Source organism: Rhodanobacter sp. ANJX3, from assembly GCF_014200755.1.
Lineage (GTDB): Bacteria > Pseudomonadota > Gammaproteobacteria > Xanthomonadales > Rhodanobacteraceae > Rhodanobacter.
This window is the reverse complement of sequence record NZ_JACHCM010000002.1, coordinates 376822-392540: the sequence shown is the minus strand read 5'-3', so window position 1 is coordinate 392540 and position 15719 is coordinate 376822. Positions and strand designations below refer to the sequence as shown.

The window sequence follows — 15719 nt, the reverse complement described above, 5'->3', positions numbered from 1 at the left end:
GCCGAACTCAGCGTGAGCGGTTCGTCTGCAATCGGCCCAATAAAGTCAGGCACGCCTCTTCGATAAGGCGTGCCTGTTCGGCTTTCTTCGGCACCGGTTGCCAGGCAATCACGGAAAACCAGTAAGCCGAGGATTTCAGAAACGCGACAAAAATATCCGCCGCCAGTTTGGCGTCGAGCTGGCCCAGCTGGCCCGCGTCGCCAGCCTGCTGAAACCAGTGATAGACGCTGTTTTCCTTTTCGCCGAACTTCTCCATCAGCCGCAGGCTTTGCGCTTCGGAGCGCATGCACTCGACCATCAGCACGCGGCTGAGCCGGATGAAGTCCGGGTCGCAGATAAGCTGCATCTCCCGCATGCCGACCTCGCGCAGCTGCTCGATGAAATCGCGCTGGCGGTCGTAGTGCAGTTTGCTCAGCGGATCGACGCGTTCCATCAGCAGCGCCAATACCGCCTCCAGTACCGCGTCTTTGGATGGGAAATGCTTGTACAGCGTGCGCTTGGAAACCTCCGCCCGCGTGGCGATGGATTCCATGCTGGCGCCGGCCAGCCCGTGCTCGGCCAATTCGGCGATACCGGCGTCGAGCATGGCCTGCCGTTTTGTGGCGCTGCGGTTCAACAAGTCGAGCTCCTGATGGCTGGGCGTGTGGCGCCGGTCACCTAACGACCGGCTCACAAAGTACACGATATAGTTTACTTTCTTTATGGCGCGCCATAAAGTATACGAAGTCGTTTACTTTTAATGGAATGTCCGCTCATGGTCAGTGCACTCGTCATCATCGTGGTTCTGTGTCTTGTCCTGTTTGCCTGGCGTGTGATGGCGCAGCGGCAGCGTATCGTGCGACCGCATCCGCAGTCGCCGGCATGGCACAACGGCCGTTTTCGTAACGTGGCCAATACCCGAGCTGCAAGTCTGGGCGAAGTGCGTAAGGCTTTCCGCGCGCATCGCGGCCAGCGGCGCAAGCCGCAAAGTCCGTTGCCGGTGGTGACGGTGCGTCAGGATGTGCTGAGCGGTCCGCCCTCGCAGGCGTTGCAGGTCACTTGGCTGGGTCATTCCAGTGTGCTGATCGAGATCGACGGGCTGCGTCTGCTCACCGACCCCGTGCTCGGCGCGCGCGCCTCGCCGGTGCCGTTCGCCGGACCGAAGCGCTTCACGCCGCCGGCGCTTACGGTGGCGCAGCTGCCGCCGATCGATGCGGTGATCCTGTCGCACGATCATTACGACCATCTCGATCGCGACACCATTCGCGCGCTGGCCGATCGCGTCGGCCACTTCTATACGACGCTCGGCGTGGGCCAGCGGCTGATCGCCTGGGGCGTGGATGCCAAACGCGTCACCGAACTGGACTGGTGGCAGGAAACGCGCTTCGGACCACTGACCCTGGCGGCGACGCCGGCGCAGCATTTTTCCGGCCGCGGCCTTCGGGACGGCAACTCGACATTGTGGGCTTCGTGGGTGGTGCTGGGCACGCACGAGCGGCTGTTCTTCAGCGGCGATACCGGCATGCACGAGGGCTTTGCGCAGATCGGCGAACGCTACGGGCCGTTCGATCTCACCCTGATCGAATGCGGTGCGTACAGCGAGACCTGGCCCAACGTGCATATGCAGCCGGAGCAATCGATCGCCGCGCATCGGCTCGTGCGCGGAAAGACGATGATGCCGGTGCACTGGGGCACATTCGATCTGGCCTTCCATCGCTGGGACGAACCGGCCGAGCGCATCCGCGCGCTGGCGGCAGAGCAGGGCGTGCATCTGGTGCAGCCGCGTCCAGGCGAAACCGTTGGTCCCGACACGGCGTTGCAGTCGCCGTGGTGGCGTGCGTTCGAGGCGGAGGCTGTCGAGCATCCCTCACTCAACCTTTCCAGGGAAACCGGCGCATGAGCGGCTTCACGGTGAACGACATTCCCTCACAGCTTGGCAAGCGCGCCGTGGTAACCGGGGCCAATAGCGGCATCGGTTACGAAGCGGCGTTGGCTCTGGCCAACGCGGGCGCCGAGGTGATTCTGGCGGTGCGCAGCGAACAAAAGGGCAACGAGGCGCTGGCGAAAATACGCGCGCTTTCGCCGGGGGCGAAGGTAAGACTGGAATCTCTCGATCTATCGAAACTCGCATCGGTTGCGGACTTTTCCCGACGGCTACATGCCGAAGGCCGGCCGCTGGATCTGCTGATCAACAACGCGGGCGTGATGGCCCTGCCGCAGCGCCAGGTCACGGCCGACGGCTTCGAGATGCAACTGGGCGTCAATTATCTGGGCCACTACGCGCTCACTGCACAGCTGCTGCCGCTGCTGCGCAAGTCACCTGCGCCGCGCGTGGTCAACCTCAGCAGCGTGATGCATCGCTTCGGCAAGATACATTTCGACGATCTCCAGCTCGAACGCAGCTATACGCCGAACAGGGCCTACGGTCAGTCCAAGCTGGCCATGCTGATGTTTGCGCTGGAGCTGCAGCGCCGCAGCGATGCCAATGGCTGGGGCCTGATGAGCAACGCCGCACATCCCGGCATCGCCACCACGGCGTTGATCGCCAATGGCCTGGGTAGCGATGGCTTGGCCAGCAAGTTCAGCCTGTGGTTTGTCCATATCTTCGGCCAATCGGCAGAGGCCGGTGCTTTGCCCACGATTTATGCCGCCACGTCACCCGACGCCAAAAACGCCGGTTACTACGGTCCGGACGGATTCTCCGAAATCAAGGGCGCGCCCGCGCCCGCGAGAATTTCGGCCCGGGCCAACGACGTTGCGGCGGCGGCACGCCTATGGGATGTTTCGGCGACGCTGACGGCTGCCAGGTTCGGCTAGGCCGGTTGGGTTCGAGACATCACGTAACGGGGATACACATGTCCAAGCGGGGAAGGTCGTTCGGGGTCCGGGTGGCCTGTGCACTGGGTGCTGTGCTGGTGATTCTCGCCGCGCTTTTTTCTGGAAGCGATCGGACCATGCGATTCGCGTCGCCACGGCGAGCAGTGCCGAAGTGATCTGTTCGGGCGTGTTCGTCGAGGGCCTGACACCGGAGCGAGCGTTTACCGAAAGCTATGCCTACGACGAGGGATTGAAGCCGCTCAAGCGCGGCCTGCACTACGCGGTGAACTGTGCCAATCGCCGCATCACGACGGATTGGCACGGACACTTCGTCAGCCTGTCGACCTATTACTTCGCCCAGAAGCAGCAGCTCGAACCGTTCGGCATGCATCACGTGTCGATGGAATTCGACGGTGCGCAGACGCTGATCGGTTCCACCCGTATCTACGCCTCGGCGCGTGACTGGGCGCGCTTCGGCCAGCTTTATCTCGACGATGGCGTGGTGAACGGACGGCGCCTCCTGCCGGCTGGGTGGGCCGCGTTTTCGGCCCGCCCAACGCTGGACGCGCCGTACGGCGCTGGCTTTTGGACCAATGTGGCCGCAGCGGGCGACAAGGCGCCGCGCATCGATGGTCTGCCACCGGACGCTTATTTCGCCTCCGGCATGAACGGGCAGCGCATCGTCATAGTGCCGTCGAAGCATCTGGTGATAGTGCGGTTTGGCTCGACGGTCGATCCGCCGTGGTTCGATATGCAGGGACTGGTGCGCCTGGTCGACGACGTATCCGCTGCTGTCCACTGACATATCGCCGGTATCAAGGGCCTGATCCCCGACAGATGGCGTAGCACCGGGGTTTTCGGCCTCGTATAATGACGCATGCCTCAATGCCGCCAGTGGTTGCACCAGCATGACTGCTGACGAAATACGCGACCTTCTGGCGCGCGACCCCGATCGTTCCGAGCTCACCCTTCAATGGCTGGCCAACCAGGGCGTGGTCACCGCGCAGGTGATGTTTGGCCGTATGCTGCTCGAGGGCAACGGCACGATAAAAAGCGCGGCGGTTGCCCTGGCCTGGTTCGAACGAGCCGGAAAAAAAGGTCACGCCGAAGGCACCATGATGGTCGGGCGCTGCCTTGAAAAGGGCTGGGGTACAGACCCTGATCTGTCCCAGGCGTTTTTTTGCTACGTGTATGCGGCCAAGCTCGGCAACGACTGGGCGCAATACAACGCGGCGCGCATGTATCTCGATGGTCAGGGGGTAGAGCGCGACGCCGAGCGCGCCGCTTACTGGTACGCCAAGGCCGCCGAGCAGGGCCACGCCCGTGCCATGAACCTGCTCGCCCGCTGCTACGAAGAAGGCTGGGGCGTCATGCGCAACACCTTCAAGGCCAACGACTGGTATCGACGCTCGGCCGAGGCTGGCTATTTTCGCGGGCAGTACAACTGGGCCATGGCGCTCGTCGCCGAAGGCAGGATCGAAGACGCCGCGCAATGGCTGAAGCGCGCGGCCGAGGATGCGACGCCCGACGTAAAGGCCGCCATCGTCAGCTACGCGGTGCAGATGGATCATCCGGCGATGCGGGCGATCGTTTCTGCGTCAGCCGAGTAGTCTCGAGTAAAATTCGATCGAGTGTTGCTAACGACTGACGACGGCATGGACGCCATCCAAAGCGCTAATGGATGCCGTTGTTCGTCGTCCAGTCGGATGACTGTACGCCAGCTAGCTATTCGATCAAGGTTTGGCCGTCTGGCCGTCCAATTGATTGAAGTGGGTGATGGCGTTGAAGACCAGGCCGTAGCTGCCGATGGTTTCGCCGCGCCAGATCGGGTTGCCGGCGAATAGCAGCACGTTGCCCTTGCCGTAGTGGGCGTCGACCACGGCGGCGCGCTCGGCCATTTCATCGCCGCCGTCGAGCAGGCCTGCGATCAGCAACTTGTCGGCATCGGCGTAACGCACGATCACCTTGGGCTGCTGGTCGGCGGGAATCGCGAGCGGGTTGTTGCGCAGCTGCTCGGCATTGAGCGGCGTCGGCTGCCACGGCTTGGGATCGGGCAATGTGGGCGGAGCGACCGAGGCGCGTCCTTCCGGCGTATCGGTGTCGTGCGGGCCGCCGCGGCCGGTGGGGCGCTGGAAGTCCTTCGCGTTCGGCAGGCCGTCGTCGCCGGTGACCTGGTTGGAGACGGTGAACGACTGGCCGACCGAGCTGTACAGGGCCAGGTCATCGCTGGCGTAGCCGCTGGCGATCGGATTCTTGCGATCGACAAACGTGCCTTGCAGCACGCTGCCGACGACCTTGAGGTTGTGCGTCGGGGTGACAAACACGCCTGGCGCCAGGCCGCTGTCGATGGCGAACTTGGCAGTGTCTTCGGCGGTGACCAGGAGGCCGCCTTCGCGCACGAACTGCTTCAGGTTTTCCAGACCCTTGGCACTTAGCCCGGGACGGATGTCGTCGGTGGAATCGATCTTGCCGAGGTTCGGCGTGAGCTTGGTGGTTTTCCACGGCATCGGATTGCCCCACATCGGCAGGCCGTCGACGATTTGCTGCGCGCTCACGCCGCCGATCGGGCCGAACAGGATCACGTCGTACTTGGCATGCAGGTCGCCGCCGCGCGCCACGTCTTGGGTGCTGATATAGGTATACGGCACGTGCAGCTTGTCCAGTGCCATGCGCCACCAGCCCTCGGTCTGCGTATCGAGCCAGGTGTGCATCAGCGCGATGCGCGGCAGTTTGGAAGCGGGCACGTCGATCGCGGCCAGGCCTTGCGGTGGCGTAATGGTGTCGCTGACGGCGCTCATCGGCGCCTTGAGGATGGCGTTGTCGGTCACGCGCACGACCTGCACGTTGAACAGGTCGCCCATCGACCAGGCGGTGTCGTCGTAGGGATGCTGCTGCGGGTCTTTCGGCGACCAGTACTGGCGGTCGAGCAGGGCGTCAGCGATGCGCGAATAGGGCTGATCCATGCGCACCACGTAGCTGCCGGCGGCAAAGGTTTTCGACGTGGCCTTGGCCTTCGGATCGTCGCCCTGCTTGGGCAGCGTCACCGTGACAGGCGACGTGGTCCGGCTCAACTCCACGTGCTGCAGCTGCATCACGTGCAGCAGCTGGGCCTGTGAACCGGTGCGCGTTTCGTCGGCGGGGAAAACGTATGCCGCCGGGCCGGCTTCCTGCGGCTTCTCGATCGAGCGCTTGCCCTTGAGGTAGAAATTTTTCAGGAACAGCGGGCCGTTGTCGGAGAAATAATTCAGTGCAGTAAGCAGGCCGGTCTGCTCGTAGTTGTTGTTGTCGCGCTGTGACCACATGACCTCGGGTAACGGTGGGTTCGGCCGGTACCAGGTGCGCGCGTATTCTTTCGGGCTAAGCGTGCGCTTGACCGTGTCAGCGCCGTCGTTGCCGAAGGTTTCGTACAGGCGGCTGACGCCGTTGTGCATGGCGGCGATGAACATCAGATAGCCCGGGCTCCAGGTATCGAAGTCACCGTGGGTGAACACGCCGGGCATGCCGAGCTTGGTCAGCTCCTGCACATTGTTCCAGCCCAGCTGCTGCCACTCGCCGGTGAGGATGGGATCGATCCAGGCGTTGTAGGGGCCGTCGCCGACGGTGTTGTCGTAGAGGAACGGCACCGACTCGTGCAGATCGTGCAGCACCTGCGCGTGCCAGCCGATATAGGTGTCGGCGACGTTGCGCGTGAGGTTCAGCGTCATGCCCATCGCGTCGCGGTTGTTGTCGTGCGCCACGTAGTGGCCCCAGTACATCAGCGGCGAATAGTTCTGCCCTGGGTGCGCCAGGTGCCAGTTGTACAGATCCACCATGCGATCGCGGCCGTCGACTTCGACCACCGGCGTGATCAGCGTGATGACATGCGAGCGGATGTGCTTGATGTACGGCGAGTCGTCCACTGCCAGGCGATACGCCAGCTCCATCAGCGCCGTGGGCGCGCCGGTCTCGGTCGAATGGATGGTGCCGGTGATGTAGTAGACCGGCGTGGACTGCGCGACCAGCTGGTCGGCCGTTTCGTCGTTCATGCCGATGCTGCGCGGGTCGGCCAGCTTGGCCAGCCGTGCCTTGTTGGCGTCCAGATCGGCCAGCACGCTTTCGTCGGCGATCGCTACCGCGATCATCTCGCGGCCTTCTTCGGTCTTGCCGATGGTGAATACCTTCACCCGCGGGCTGGCGGCCGCCAGTGCACGAAAGTAACGATAGACGTCGGCCGAGTAGGGCAGATAGTTCGGCGCACCAGCGATATGGCCGAGCACCTTTTGTGGCGTCGGCACGGTCGCGGATGCCGGCAAATAGTCGGTCAGCGGCGAGTTGAACGACGGATCGGTGGTGAACTTCAGGATCTGGTCGGTATACGCCTGATCGATCGGCTGGCCGGGATCACGTGCATATGCCCGCGCATCGGCCGGGTCGTTGGCCGCCGTCGCGGCGCCCATGCCCAGCGCCAACAGCGCAGTCAACGAAAGCCGAATGGATACGCGCATGCTAATTCCCCTGATTTGGCGCCGTGCTCTATCGACACACTTTGCCAGAACGCAGGGGAATGGGTGTAGCCCATGAGTTGGGTGTTTATTGGCGTCGAACGCGGCTCCTGCGGCAGGATGGCGTCTTGGCCGTCGTCGTCAACCGGGCGGCGGCCCAGATCAAAAAATCTTAATGTGATACCGCTGCCGTGTTCGCATTGGCCGCATTTGTGACGCTAACGCCGGGCCCCAAGTTCGCGCCTAGAAACTGCACGACGCGAGTGAAAAGCTCGCTGACGTTGGCCTCGCTGTAAAACCCATGCATTTCCTCGGGTTTGTCCATCCACTCGTGCGCGATCCCACGCTTGGCCAGCGCCATATGCAGATTGCTCCCCTGGACGGAGGGCACGCGCCTGTCTTCGCCGCCGACCACGAGCATGACTTTGGCCTTGAGGCGATCGAGTTGATTGATTGGTGAATGCTGCGCCAGAACTTCCGTATCTTCGCCCAACACCCTTTTTAGATAGTTACTGCCAAATGTCGATTGCGGAATATCTCCACGGCTGTACATCAGTTTCAAATCGTATACACCGACGTAGCCAATTGCGCATTTATACAAGTCAGGTTCTTTCACCGCGCCCTCAAGCGCGGCATAACCGCCGTAGCTGCCGCCGAAGATACAGATGCGCCGCGAATCAGCGATGCCCTGATCGATCGCCCAGTGCGTGGCATCGGTCACATCGTCCTGCATCTTGCCACCCCATTCGCCCCAGCCGGCCTGCATGAAGCCGTAGCCATGACCGCCCGAGCCGCGATAGTTGACTTGCAGTACGGCGTAGCCGTGCGTGGCCATCATCTGTACGTAAGGGTCGTAGTCCCAATCGTCGCGGATACCGTAAGGGCCACCATGAACGAACACCACCATCGGCAGATGTTTGCCATCTTCGTGGCCCGGCGGATAGCTGATGTATCCCTCGAGTTTCATTCCATCGCGCGCGGTCACATCGAAAGGTTGTTTGGTCGCCATCTGCTCGGGATGGATCCAGGGTTGTCGCGCCAGAAGCTGGGTGAGTTTCTTTGCAGTGCGGTCATAGAGATAAAACGAGCCTGGATCGGCGTCGGCTTCGACTAGCACGACGCTCAGGTGACCATCGCTGGAACCGGAAACGATACGCACGCTTTCGCCGGGAAACTGTTTCATCAGCATGATCAGCGCTTTGGCGTCCGTATTGTCCCCATTGAAGAAGGCTGCACCCGCCCGTCCATCCTGAAAACTGACGCCGATGACATCATCATCGGCCGGTCCGTAGACCAAGCCCCTCGGTTCTACTTTGGGATTGGTCCATAAAACCTGCCAGGTCTGTTTGGCGGTGTCCCAGCTGCAGACGGCAAACCCGACATTCTCCTCGACGCAGTTGAAGTAGACGACACTGTCGTCTTGATTAAATGTCAGAGGCCTTGAACGTTCCGCGCTTGGCTTGGGCATCAGCTGCCAACCCTCAGCGTCAAGTGGATGCTGATACACCTGCATGTTCCCGTAAACGTCATCGCCATAAGCAAAGCGGATGTGACCTTTGTGATCGGCGACGAACTCCATGTTACGTGCTGGCGCGCTGATGATTTTCGTCATCGTGCCATCGCGTACATCCATTCGGTAAGCGATCGGCAAGCTACCTTCTCGGCCCGCGGCGTCCCACAAGCTGACACTTACCAGCACGTGGTTGGGGTCATCGTTAATTGTATGGATGAACTGAGCGCTGCCTCGTTCCGACGACGCGTGCTGAATATGCGATCCGGTGCTCATGCCGCCGCGAAAGCCGTACAGCAGCTGCGGATTGCCACCGTCCGCATTGACCCCGAACAACTCGCCCGTCGCCAGCGGCGAATCCAGTGCGCCGAATCGCGTGCCGACGGTATAAATGACGCGTTTCGAGGCCGCCCACCAAAAATCGATCACGTCGTCCCCTTCGCGGGGTTGCACGATGATGCCCTTTTTGTCGCTTATATGGATAAGGGCAAGAGCCGTCTTCCCCTTTACCACTGCTGTTGCGGCAAGGTATTCGCCGTCGGGCGATATCTTGACGTTCTCGTATTCGATGTGGCGCGCGAGATCTGCGAAAGAAACGGACTGTGCGTGCAAGGTGGTTACAGATACGAGTAATACCAACGCAATGATTCTGCGCTTCCAGTTCATCGTCTTGCTCCCTATGTCAGTAGAGTGCTCGTCCGCTCTCCCACGGTCGAATCACTGCCGCGTTATAGCAGCGAACGACACGAAGTGGGAGTCCCCTGGCGTCGAATGCCGAGGGTGCCATCGATTTGAAGTGTTTTCCTGGCTCATCAAGCAGAAGGGCGCCCGTGTCGGACGCCCTTCTATCCAACGGCAAAACGCTTGGACTATTTTTGGGAATTGAGTAAATCAGTAAGTTGATCAAGCTGCTGCCGGTAACCGTCGATGACCTTGGCGGTAATCGCGGCGTATTGGTTGGCCTCGTCCCAGCGTCGTGCCTCCAGCGCTTCGCGTACGCCGGGCAAGGTTTTGACGCCGTAGCCGGTCAACATGCCGGGCGCGTAGATCATGTGCTTGAACCACGGTCGGGTCGGCAGGCCGTGCGGATCGGTCAGCATCTGCTCCATGCGGGCCATGTGAGTACTGAGTTCGAGCGCTTGTTTTGGCGGTAGGTCGAAGCCTGCTGCCGCCCGTTTTCCGTAAGCCGCTTCGAAAGCCTGTGCGCTTTGCGTCAGCTGTTTTGCGGCCTGATCCAAGGGGGCGAGATCGATTGTCGGTACGTCGGAGTCGCGCTCTGGCGGTGCAACCGGCCGGGTGGGATCGGCATCTAGAGTGAACGCATGGGCATCGAGCAGTTTGTGCTGTTGTTCGGTGGCTTTGCGTGTGTTCTCGACAAGCTTGTGCAGCTCGTCCACGTACTGATTCAGCGTGGTGCTGAAATCGCCGAAGCGCATCGGCACCACGTCGGCATCGGCACTGCGCAGCACGATGTGGCCAACCACCTTGGAGAGCGCAACGCCGTATTCGAAGGTGGGATCGCCGAAACGGACGTAGTGATCGAATGAGTCGTACTGGGAGTGATAGATGCCCGCGTTGTCGTCCTCGTCACCAAAGCCGAGATCGAGCGAAGCAATGCCCAGATGCTCCAGGAAAGCGCTGAAGTCGGAGCCCGAGCCCAGTGCGGCCAGCGGCACGTCGCCGCCTTGGGCGGCGATTTTCGCGATGTCCTTCGCTTCGGGTTTGGCATCGTCGTCATTGCCGGCGATCAGCATGTGCGCCCGCAGGCGCTCGCGCACGCTGACCTTCGTCTCCGGGTCGGTCACGCCGTCGGCAACCTGATTGACCAGATGCTGCAGCGAATGGCTGCCGCCGGCGCCGAGAAAGCCGCGCCCGTTGGTATCGGAGTTGACGTACGTCACAGCCTTGGCCTGCAGCTCTTTCGCATGCGTCTCGGCCCATTCGGTGGAACCCAGCAAGCCCGGCTCCTCGCCGTCCCAGCTGGCATAGACCAGCGTGCGCTGCGGACGCCAGCCCTGTTTGACCAGCGCGCCGATCGCCTTGGCCTCGGCCATCAGCGCGACGTTGCCGGCCAGCGGATCCCAGGCGCCGAACACCCAGCCATCGTGGTGGTTGCCACGCACGATCCACTGATCCGGCGCCGTGCTGCCCCTTATTTTCGCTATGACGTCGTAGACCGGCTTCTGGCCCCAATTCGATTCGACCGTCATATGCACCTTGGCCGTGCTCGGGCCGACGTGATACGTGATCGGCAACGAGCCGCGCCAGTTGGCCGGCGCCACCGGCCCGCTCAGCGACTGCAGCAGCGGCGTGGCGTCGGCGTAGGAGATTGGCAGCACGGGAATCTTCAGCAGCGAGGTGGCGTCCTTGATCGCCAGTCGTTTGGCACCGGGTACCGAGCCAATGCCGGGCGTCAGCGGGTCGCCGGGATACACCTGCATGTCGGCCACCGAACCGCGCTGCACGCCGTCGGCGGGACGCCAGCCGCCCTTGGGATAGACGTCGCCCTTGGCATAACCGTCGTCGTGCGGATCGGAATAGATTAGGCAACCGATAGCACCGTGCTGCTGTGCCAGCTTCGGTTTCAGCCCGCGCCAGCCGCCGCCATAGCGCGTGAGAACGATCTTGCCGCGTACGTCGATGCCGCGACGGGCCAGGTCCTTGTAATCGTCCGGCATGCCGTAGTTGGCATAGACCAGTTCGGCGGTGACGTCGCCATCGGCACCGTAGACGTTGTAGGGCGGCAGTGCGCCATCCTGGATGTTCGAGGTGGCGTCACCGGCAATAGCCGGTTCCTTCAACGCCGCGGTGAAGGGCTGCGGCCCGAGCAATTCGAGCGCGACTTTCTTTGGCGTTGGGTAGAGCACATCGAAAGTTTCTATATGCGCATCCCAGCCCCACTCGCGAAACTTCGCCAACATGAATTCGGCGTTCGCCTTGTCATGCGGCGAACCCACCTGATTCGGCTGCGACGACATCTGCTTGAGCCAGATGCGCTGGTCGGCGGGGTCGAGCTGCGCGTCGAAGCGTTGTTCGAGGCCTTGCTGTTTGGCGGCGTTGCCCGAGCTGAAGCCGAGCATGTCCGTGCTGTGCTGATTGATATCGTCGTTTGCGGCGCAAGCGCCCCAGGTGGATAAGGCGCAAGCGATCGCCAGCAAGGGTCGAATCATCAATCGTGTCATGCATGGATCCTTCAGTGGTTATAATCAAACGTCAGGTGGTTCAAACTAGCTGGTCCGAATTTATCGTGTGTCAGGTATCTGCTTGTCCGGTGCTGCTGGCCGCCGCAGGAAGCGCTACGGGGGCGTCGGCGGGAATATCGATTTGCTGCTCCAGCAATACGACGTTTTTCTGATTGGTGTAAGTCAGTCGGTACTTTCCTGGCCGCAGGTAGAGCATGCCGCTAGGCTCGCTCTTATTAAAAAGAATACGATCATCCTGCTTGGCATTAAGTGGTATGGGGTCCAGCACCAGAATATCGGCAGCGATGGCATCCGGTCCCTCATCCACGTAATGCGCTTCCACCATGCATGGATAATCGTGCATGCATCGATTTCCGCTCACCGGAAAAGGTTTACGTAATCCGCCAAGGCTTACCCACGTCGGTCGGCCTGATTCGAACCGTTGCGCAGGAAAGAAGACGCTTATGTCGTAGCCGTCGCGCAGCGTCCATGGCTTGCCTTCGTTGTTTACAAAGACAGTCGGTACGGTGGGGTGATCATGCTGGATGACCATGTCGTAATAGGGATGATTGTCCTGGCTGACCTGATGCGGAAACATCACGGTCTGCTCGACGGTCAACGGGGCGATGCCCGATAGCTCATGAAGGTGTTCAGCCATCGATGAGCCACCGAGGACGCTGCCGGAAGACTGGATGTGCGCATACCCGGCATCGAGTACGAGCCTAGCATGGGGGTCTTTTTGGAATACTTCGTGGTAAAGATTGACCGCCTGTTCCTTTTCGCGAGCATCACCCGAAGCGTCCGAGATAGCTTCGTACGCAACCACCTTGAACCCGAGTCTCAGCGCGGTGCGAACCATCTCTGCGTAAATAGGCTCCTCAGTGTAAAAACCGCTGTTCTTGACGGGATAACCGCGCGACTGCAGGCCGGTATCGGCCTGATAAAGCGTTTCGGCGGCGAAATAGTTGAACCCCTCGTGACGTAGCTTGCTCAACAGCTGCACGGTCAAGGTTCGCGTCAGAGGCACGTTGTGCGCTTCGTTGAAGAAGACCGCGCGATAGTTTTTGGCAAGCTCGGGAATGGCTTCCAGAGCTGGTCTGGGCGAATAGCCTCCCTCTGCGAGGGGCGAGGCGTGATCTCCTGGCGCGGACGACTGCTTGATGGAAAAGCTGGCCGAGGCATCCGGATAATCGCCGATGAACGTCTGATACCAGCTGAGGTACTGACCGAAAATCAGTCGGAAGGCGGTGTCGGTACTTTTACCGTGCGCGTAGCGCATGACCTGGTACTGGGCGAGCAGGCCCTTGCGGCTTTCCGCTTGGTGCATGATCAGCTCGGATTTGCGCGATGCCTCCAACTGCTGAGATTTCCACTGAGCCGCCGATTGAGCGTGGACGGTGGTCGAAACACATGCCAACAGCAGGGCACTACCCAGCCAGCTGTCTTTATGAAGTGCTCTCATTCGCTTTTCCCCGTGACGACCGACGTTGCAGTTTTACCAGTCTGCAAGACGGCTGTCGCCTGGACGCCGCAAGGTTTTTGATGGACGGCCAATTTCTGGCTTACCCGTGCCAATCGTCACCTCACGTTTTGCCTGAATCGGGCGCACAATCAGCGGACCCTTGCCCGCCGCGGAGTTAATCATGCGCTCAACCGTTCTCCCCCTCCTGATCGCTCTTGCCCTGCCGGGCGCCGCACTGGCGCAGATGTCCGGTGCGCATACCGGGGCCATCTATGCCACGGTGGCCAAGGCCGTGGGCGATCCTGCGCGCGATGCCGACAAGGCCAACGACGCGCGGCGTAAAGTCAGTTCGATCATGGAGTTCGCGCATGTCCAACCGGGACAGAGCGTGCTGGAGCTGATTCCGGGCGGCGGCTATTTCACCCGCGTGTTCAGTGCCATCGTCGGCCCACGCGGGCACGTGTATACGATCTGGCCTAACGAATACGTCAAGGAAGATGCCGAGGATCTGGCCGCGGTGAAAAAGTTTGCCGCCGATCCGCACTATGCCAACGTCAGCGTTCTCGAACAGCCGGCCGACCAGCTGAGCTCACCGGCACCCGTCGACCTCGTGTTCACCTCGCAGAATTATCACGACTATCCGGACAAGTTCATGGGCAAGGTCGATCCCGCCGTGCTCGACAAGCAGGTGTTCGATGCGCTGAAGCCGGGCGGCCTGTTCGTGGTGATCGATCACGTGGCGCCGGCGGGCTCGGGCATGCAGGACACCGATACGCTGCACCGGATCGATCCGGCCATCGTCAAGCAGCAGATCGAGGCGGCGGGTTTTGTGTTTGACGGCGAAAGCAACGCGCTGCGCAATCCGGCGGACGATCACACGCTGAAAGTGTTCGACAAGGCGATACGCGGCCATACCGATCAGTTCATCTACCGCTTCCGCAAGCCGGCAAACTAAGCCAGTAGGTCACTGCAGGCCGCGCCAGATCGCGTCCAGCAGCACGTTCTGCGGATCCTCGCTCTGTTCCCAGTACATGATGCCGCCAAGATGCTGCGCTTTCACGAAGACAGCCTTGGCGGCGATGGACTGCGGATCGTCATAGCTGATGAACTGGCGGGTCGCGGCGTTCCAAAGATAAGGCGCCTGGGCCTGCGCGTCCCAGTAGCGCACGAAGCCGCGGCGGTTGATGAAGTCGGACTGCAACTGTGGCCACGGATGTTCGCTGCCGTAATGACCGTAAGCCTGGTAGAGACCGTTATGGTCGGGCTTCACGTCATCGAATTCGCGGCCGTAGAAGGCTGCGCCGATCAGCAGCTTGCCCGGCGGCACACCTGCGGCGAGAAACTGCTTCACCGCACGATCGGTGGTGCGCGCATCGGCCGGCGCGAGCGCTGACGCGTGCAGGCCGCTGTGATGTCCGGTTGTCTGCGTCATCGAGTTGACGACGTCGTAGGTCATCAGATTGAACCAGTCGAGGTACGGCGCTATCGCGGCGATGTCGATGCCGTCGACGAACGGCCCGTCGGCGACGGCCATGCTCAGTGTGTAATGGCGTCCGTGGCCTTGGCCCGCGGCATCCAGTGCAGTGCGGATACTTTGCAGCAGCAAGGTGAGGTGGGTCCGATCCTGCGGGCTCGAATGAATGCCCGATTCGGAATGACCGGGATATTCCCAGTCCACGTCGAGGCCGTCGGCATCGTTGTCGAGGAGCAGTTTCGTCGCGCTGTCGGCGAAGCGACGGCGGTTGGCCGGCGTGCTCGCCGCTTCGGAAAAGCCGCCCGCACCCCAGCCTCCGACCGACAGCACCACCTTCAGCGCGGGGTGTTTCGCCTTGAGACCCGTCAGCTGATGCAATTTCGTTGAGGCATCCGGATCGAGCACGACCCGGTCATCCGCGACCCGGGCGAAGGCAAAGATCAGCGTGTCGATCTTGCCGACGTCGACGTGATCCACACCGGCCTTGTCGACGTCGTAGCCTACGACGCGATAGTGCGGCGCAGGGGTACCGAGCGCGTAGACAGGCAGGTTGTGGCAGCCAGAGAGAAGCAGTGTCAGTGTCGCGATCAGTCTTGGACCGATCGGGTTGCGTTTTGGTGTGCCGCCGATCTTCATGGGCATCGTTCCGCTAGATACGATCGGCTATCTTCGCAGCCGCTACCGGCTTTGCCTATGCGTCTTTGTCCGCACGTGGTCTGGATAGCGATGTGCAGTCGCTGCGTAACCCGACGCCGATTGCCGGCACGATGATCCGCCGCCGATAGAAAAGGTCGCTGTGACACCTTATGCAGAA

11 protein-coding genes are annotated in these 15719 nt (G+C 61.4%); 5 read left to right on the top strand and 6 right to left on the bottom strand.

Translation table 11 applies throughout. The features are described 5' to 3' along the window. Positions 1-7: 7 nt before the first annotated feature. Positions 8-619: a TetR/AcrR family transcriptional regulator gene (locus HDE76_RS06510; RefSeq protein WP_184506135.1), complete on the bottom strand. Its 612-nt coding sequence runs from the start codon at positions 617-619 to the stop codon at positions 8-10. Positions 620-754: 135 nt separating this feature from the next. Here HDE76_RS06510 and HDE76_RS06505 point away from each other — a divergent pair, with 135 nt between their 5' ends. The 4 genes from HDE76_RS06505 (at position 755) to HDE76_RS06490 (ending at position 4406) form a co-directional block, all read left to right on the top strand. Then, a complete protein-coding gene (locus HDE76_RS06505; RefSeq protein ID WP_255481458.1) occupies positions 755-1879 on the top strand; it encodes an MBL fold metallo-hydrolase in 1125 nt (374 codons plus the stop codon). Continuing rightward, positions 1876-2796 (top strand): SDR family oxidoreductase, encoded by a 921-nt coding sequence (locus HDE76_RS06500; protein ID WP_184506131.1) that lies wholly within the window; start codon positions 1876-1878, stop codon positions 2794-2796. The genes HDE76_RS06505 and HDE76_RS06500 overlap by 4 nt, the downstream gene beginning before the upstream one ends. A 172-nt stretch (positions 2797-2968) precedes the next feature. Continuing rightward, positions 2969-3598, top strand: a complete 630-nt coding sequence (locus HDE76_RS06495; protein WP_343205671.1) for a serine hydrolase — start codon at positions 2969-2971, stop codon at positions 3596-3598. A 106-nt stretch (positions 3599-3704) separates the two neighbouring features. Then, on the top strand, positions 3705-4406 hold the full coding sequence (locus tag HDE76_RS06490; protein WP_179479969.1) for a tetratricopeptide repeat protein: 702 nt from the start codon (positions 3705-3707) through the stop codon (positions 4404-4406). A gap of 123 nt (positions 4407-4529) precedes the next feature. Here HDE76_RS06490 and HDE76_RS06485 read toward each other — a convergent pair whose 3' ends face one another. The 4 genes from HDE76_RS06485 to HDE76_RS06470 form a co-directional block, all read right to left on the bottom strand. Then, the gene (locus HDE76_RS06485; RefSeq protein ID WP_184506129.1) at positions 4530-7280 is read right to left on the bottom strand and encodes a M14 family zinc carboxypeptidase; all 2751 of its coding nucleotides are present in this window, start codon (positions 7278-7280) and stop codon (positions 4530-4532) included. Between the two features lie 169 nt (positions 7281-7449). Continuing rightward, the gene (locus tag HDE76_RS06480; protein ID WP_184506127.1) at positions 7450-9453 is read right to left on the bottom strand and encodes a prolyl oligopeptidase family serine peptidase; all 2004 of its coding nucleotides are present in this window, start codon (positions 9451-9453) and stop codon (positions 7450-7452) included. A gap of 203 nt (positions 9454-9656) precedes the next feature. Further along, complete coding sequence (locus HDE76_RS06475; protein ID WP_184506125.1) at positions 9657-11969, bottom strand: transferrin receptor-like dimerization domain-containing protein; 2313 nt, start codon at positions 11967-11969, stop codon at positions 9657-9659. Positions 11970-12039: 70 nt separating this feature from the next. Beyond that, positions 12040-13431: a hypothetical protein gene (locus HDE76_RS06470; protein WP_184506123.1), complete on the bottom strand. Its 1392-nt coding sequence runs from the start codon at positions 13429-13431 to the stop codon at positions 12040-12042. Positions 13432-13612: 181 nt separating this feature from the next. On the opposite strand from HDE76_RS06470, the gene HDE76_RS06465 reads away from it, so the two are divergent. Next, positions 13613-14386, top strand: a complete 774-nt coding sequence (locus HDE76_RS06465) for a class I SAM-dependent methyltransferase (RefSeq protein WP_179479977.1) — start codon at positions 13613-13615, stop codon at positions 14384-14386. A 9-nt stretch (positions 14387-14395) separates the two neighbouring features. Here HDE76_RS06465 and HDE76_RS06460 read toward each other — a convergent pair whose 3' ends face one another. Beyond that, positions 14396-15541: a glycoside hydrolase family 18 protein gene (locus HDE76_RS06460; protein ID WP_255481456.1), complete on the bottom strand. Its 1146-nt coding sequence runs from the start codon at positions 15539-15541 to the stop codon at positions 14396-14398. Between the last annotated feature and the right edge of the window lie 178 nt (positions 15542-15719).

Excerpts from the sequence above, each read along its gene's own strand:
- HDE76_RS06505 (WP_255481458.1), top strand. The coding sequence starts at position 755 with ATGGTCAGTGCACTCGTCATCATCGTGGTTCTGTGTCTTGTCCTGTTT.
- HDE76_RS06500 (WP_184506131.1), top strand. The coding sequence starts at position 1,876 with ATGAGCGGCTTCACGGTGAACGACATTCCCTCACAGCTTGGCAAGCGC.
- HDE76_RS06490 (WP_179479969.1), top strand. The coding sequence starts at position 3,705 with ATGACTGCTGACGAAATACGCGACCTTCTGGCGCGCGACCCCGATCGT.
- HDE76_RS06485 (WP_184506129.1), bottom strand. The coding sequence starts at position 7,280 with ATGCGCGTATCCATTCGGCTTTCGTTGACTGCGCTGTTGGCGCTGGGC.
- HDE76_RS06480 (WP_184506127.1), bottom strand. The coding sequence starts at position 9,453 with ATGAACTGGAAGCGCAGAATCATTGCGTTGGTATTACTCGTATCTGTA.
- HDE76_RS06475 (WP_184506125.1), bottom strand. The coding sequence starts at position 11,969 with ATGACACGATTGATGATTCGACCCTTGCTGGCGATCGCTTGCGCCTTA.
- HDE76_RS06470 (WP_184506123.1), bottom strand. The coding sequence starts at position 13,431 with ATGAGAGCACTTCATAAAGACAGCTGGCTGGGTAGTGCCCTGCTGTTG.
- HDE76_RS06465 (WP_179479977.1), top strand. The coding sequence starts at position 13,613 with ATGCGCTCAACCGTTCTCCCCCTCCTGATCGCTCTTGCCCTGCCGGGC.
- HDE76_RS06460 (WP_255481456.1), bottom strand. The coding sequence starts at position 15,541 with ATGAAGATCGGCGGCACACCAAAACGCAACCCGATCGGTCCAAGACTG.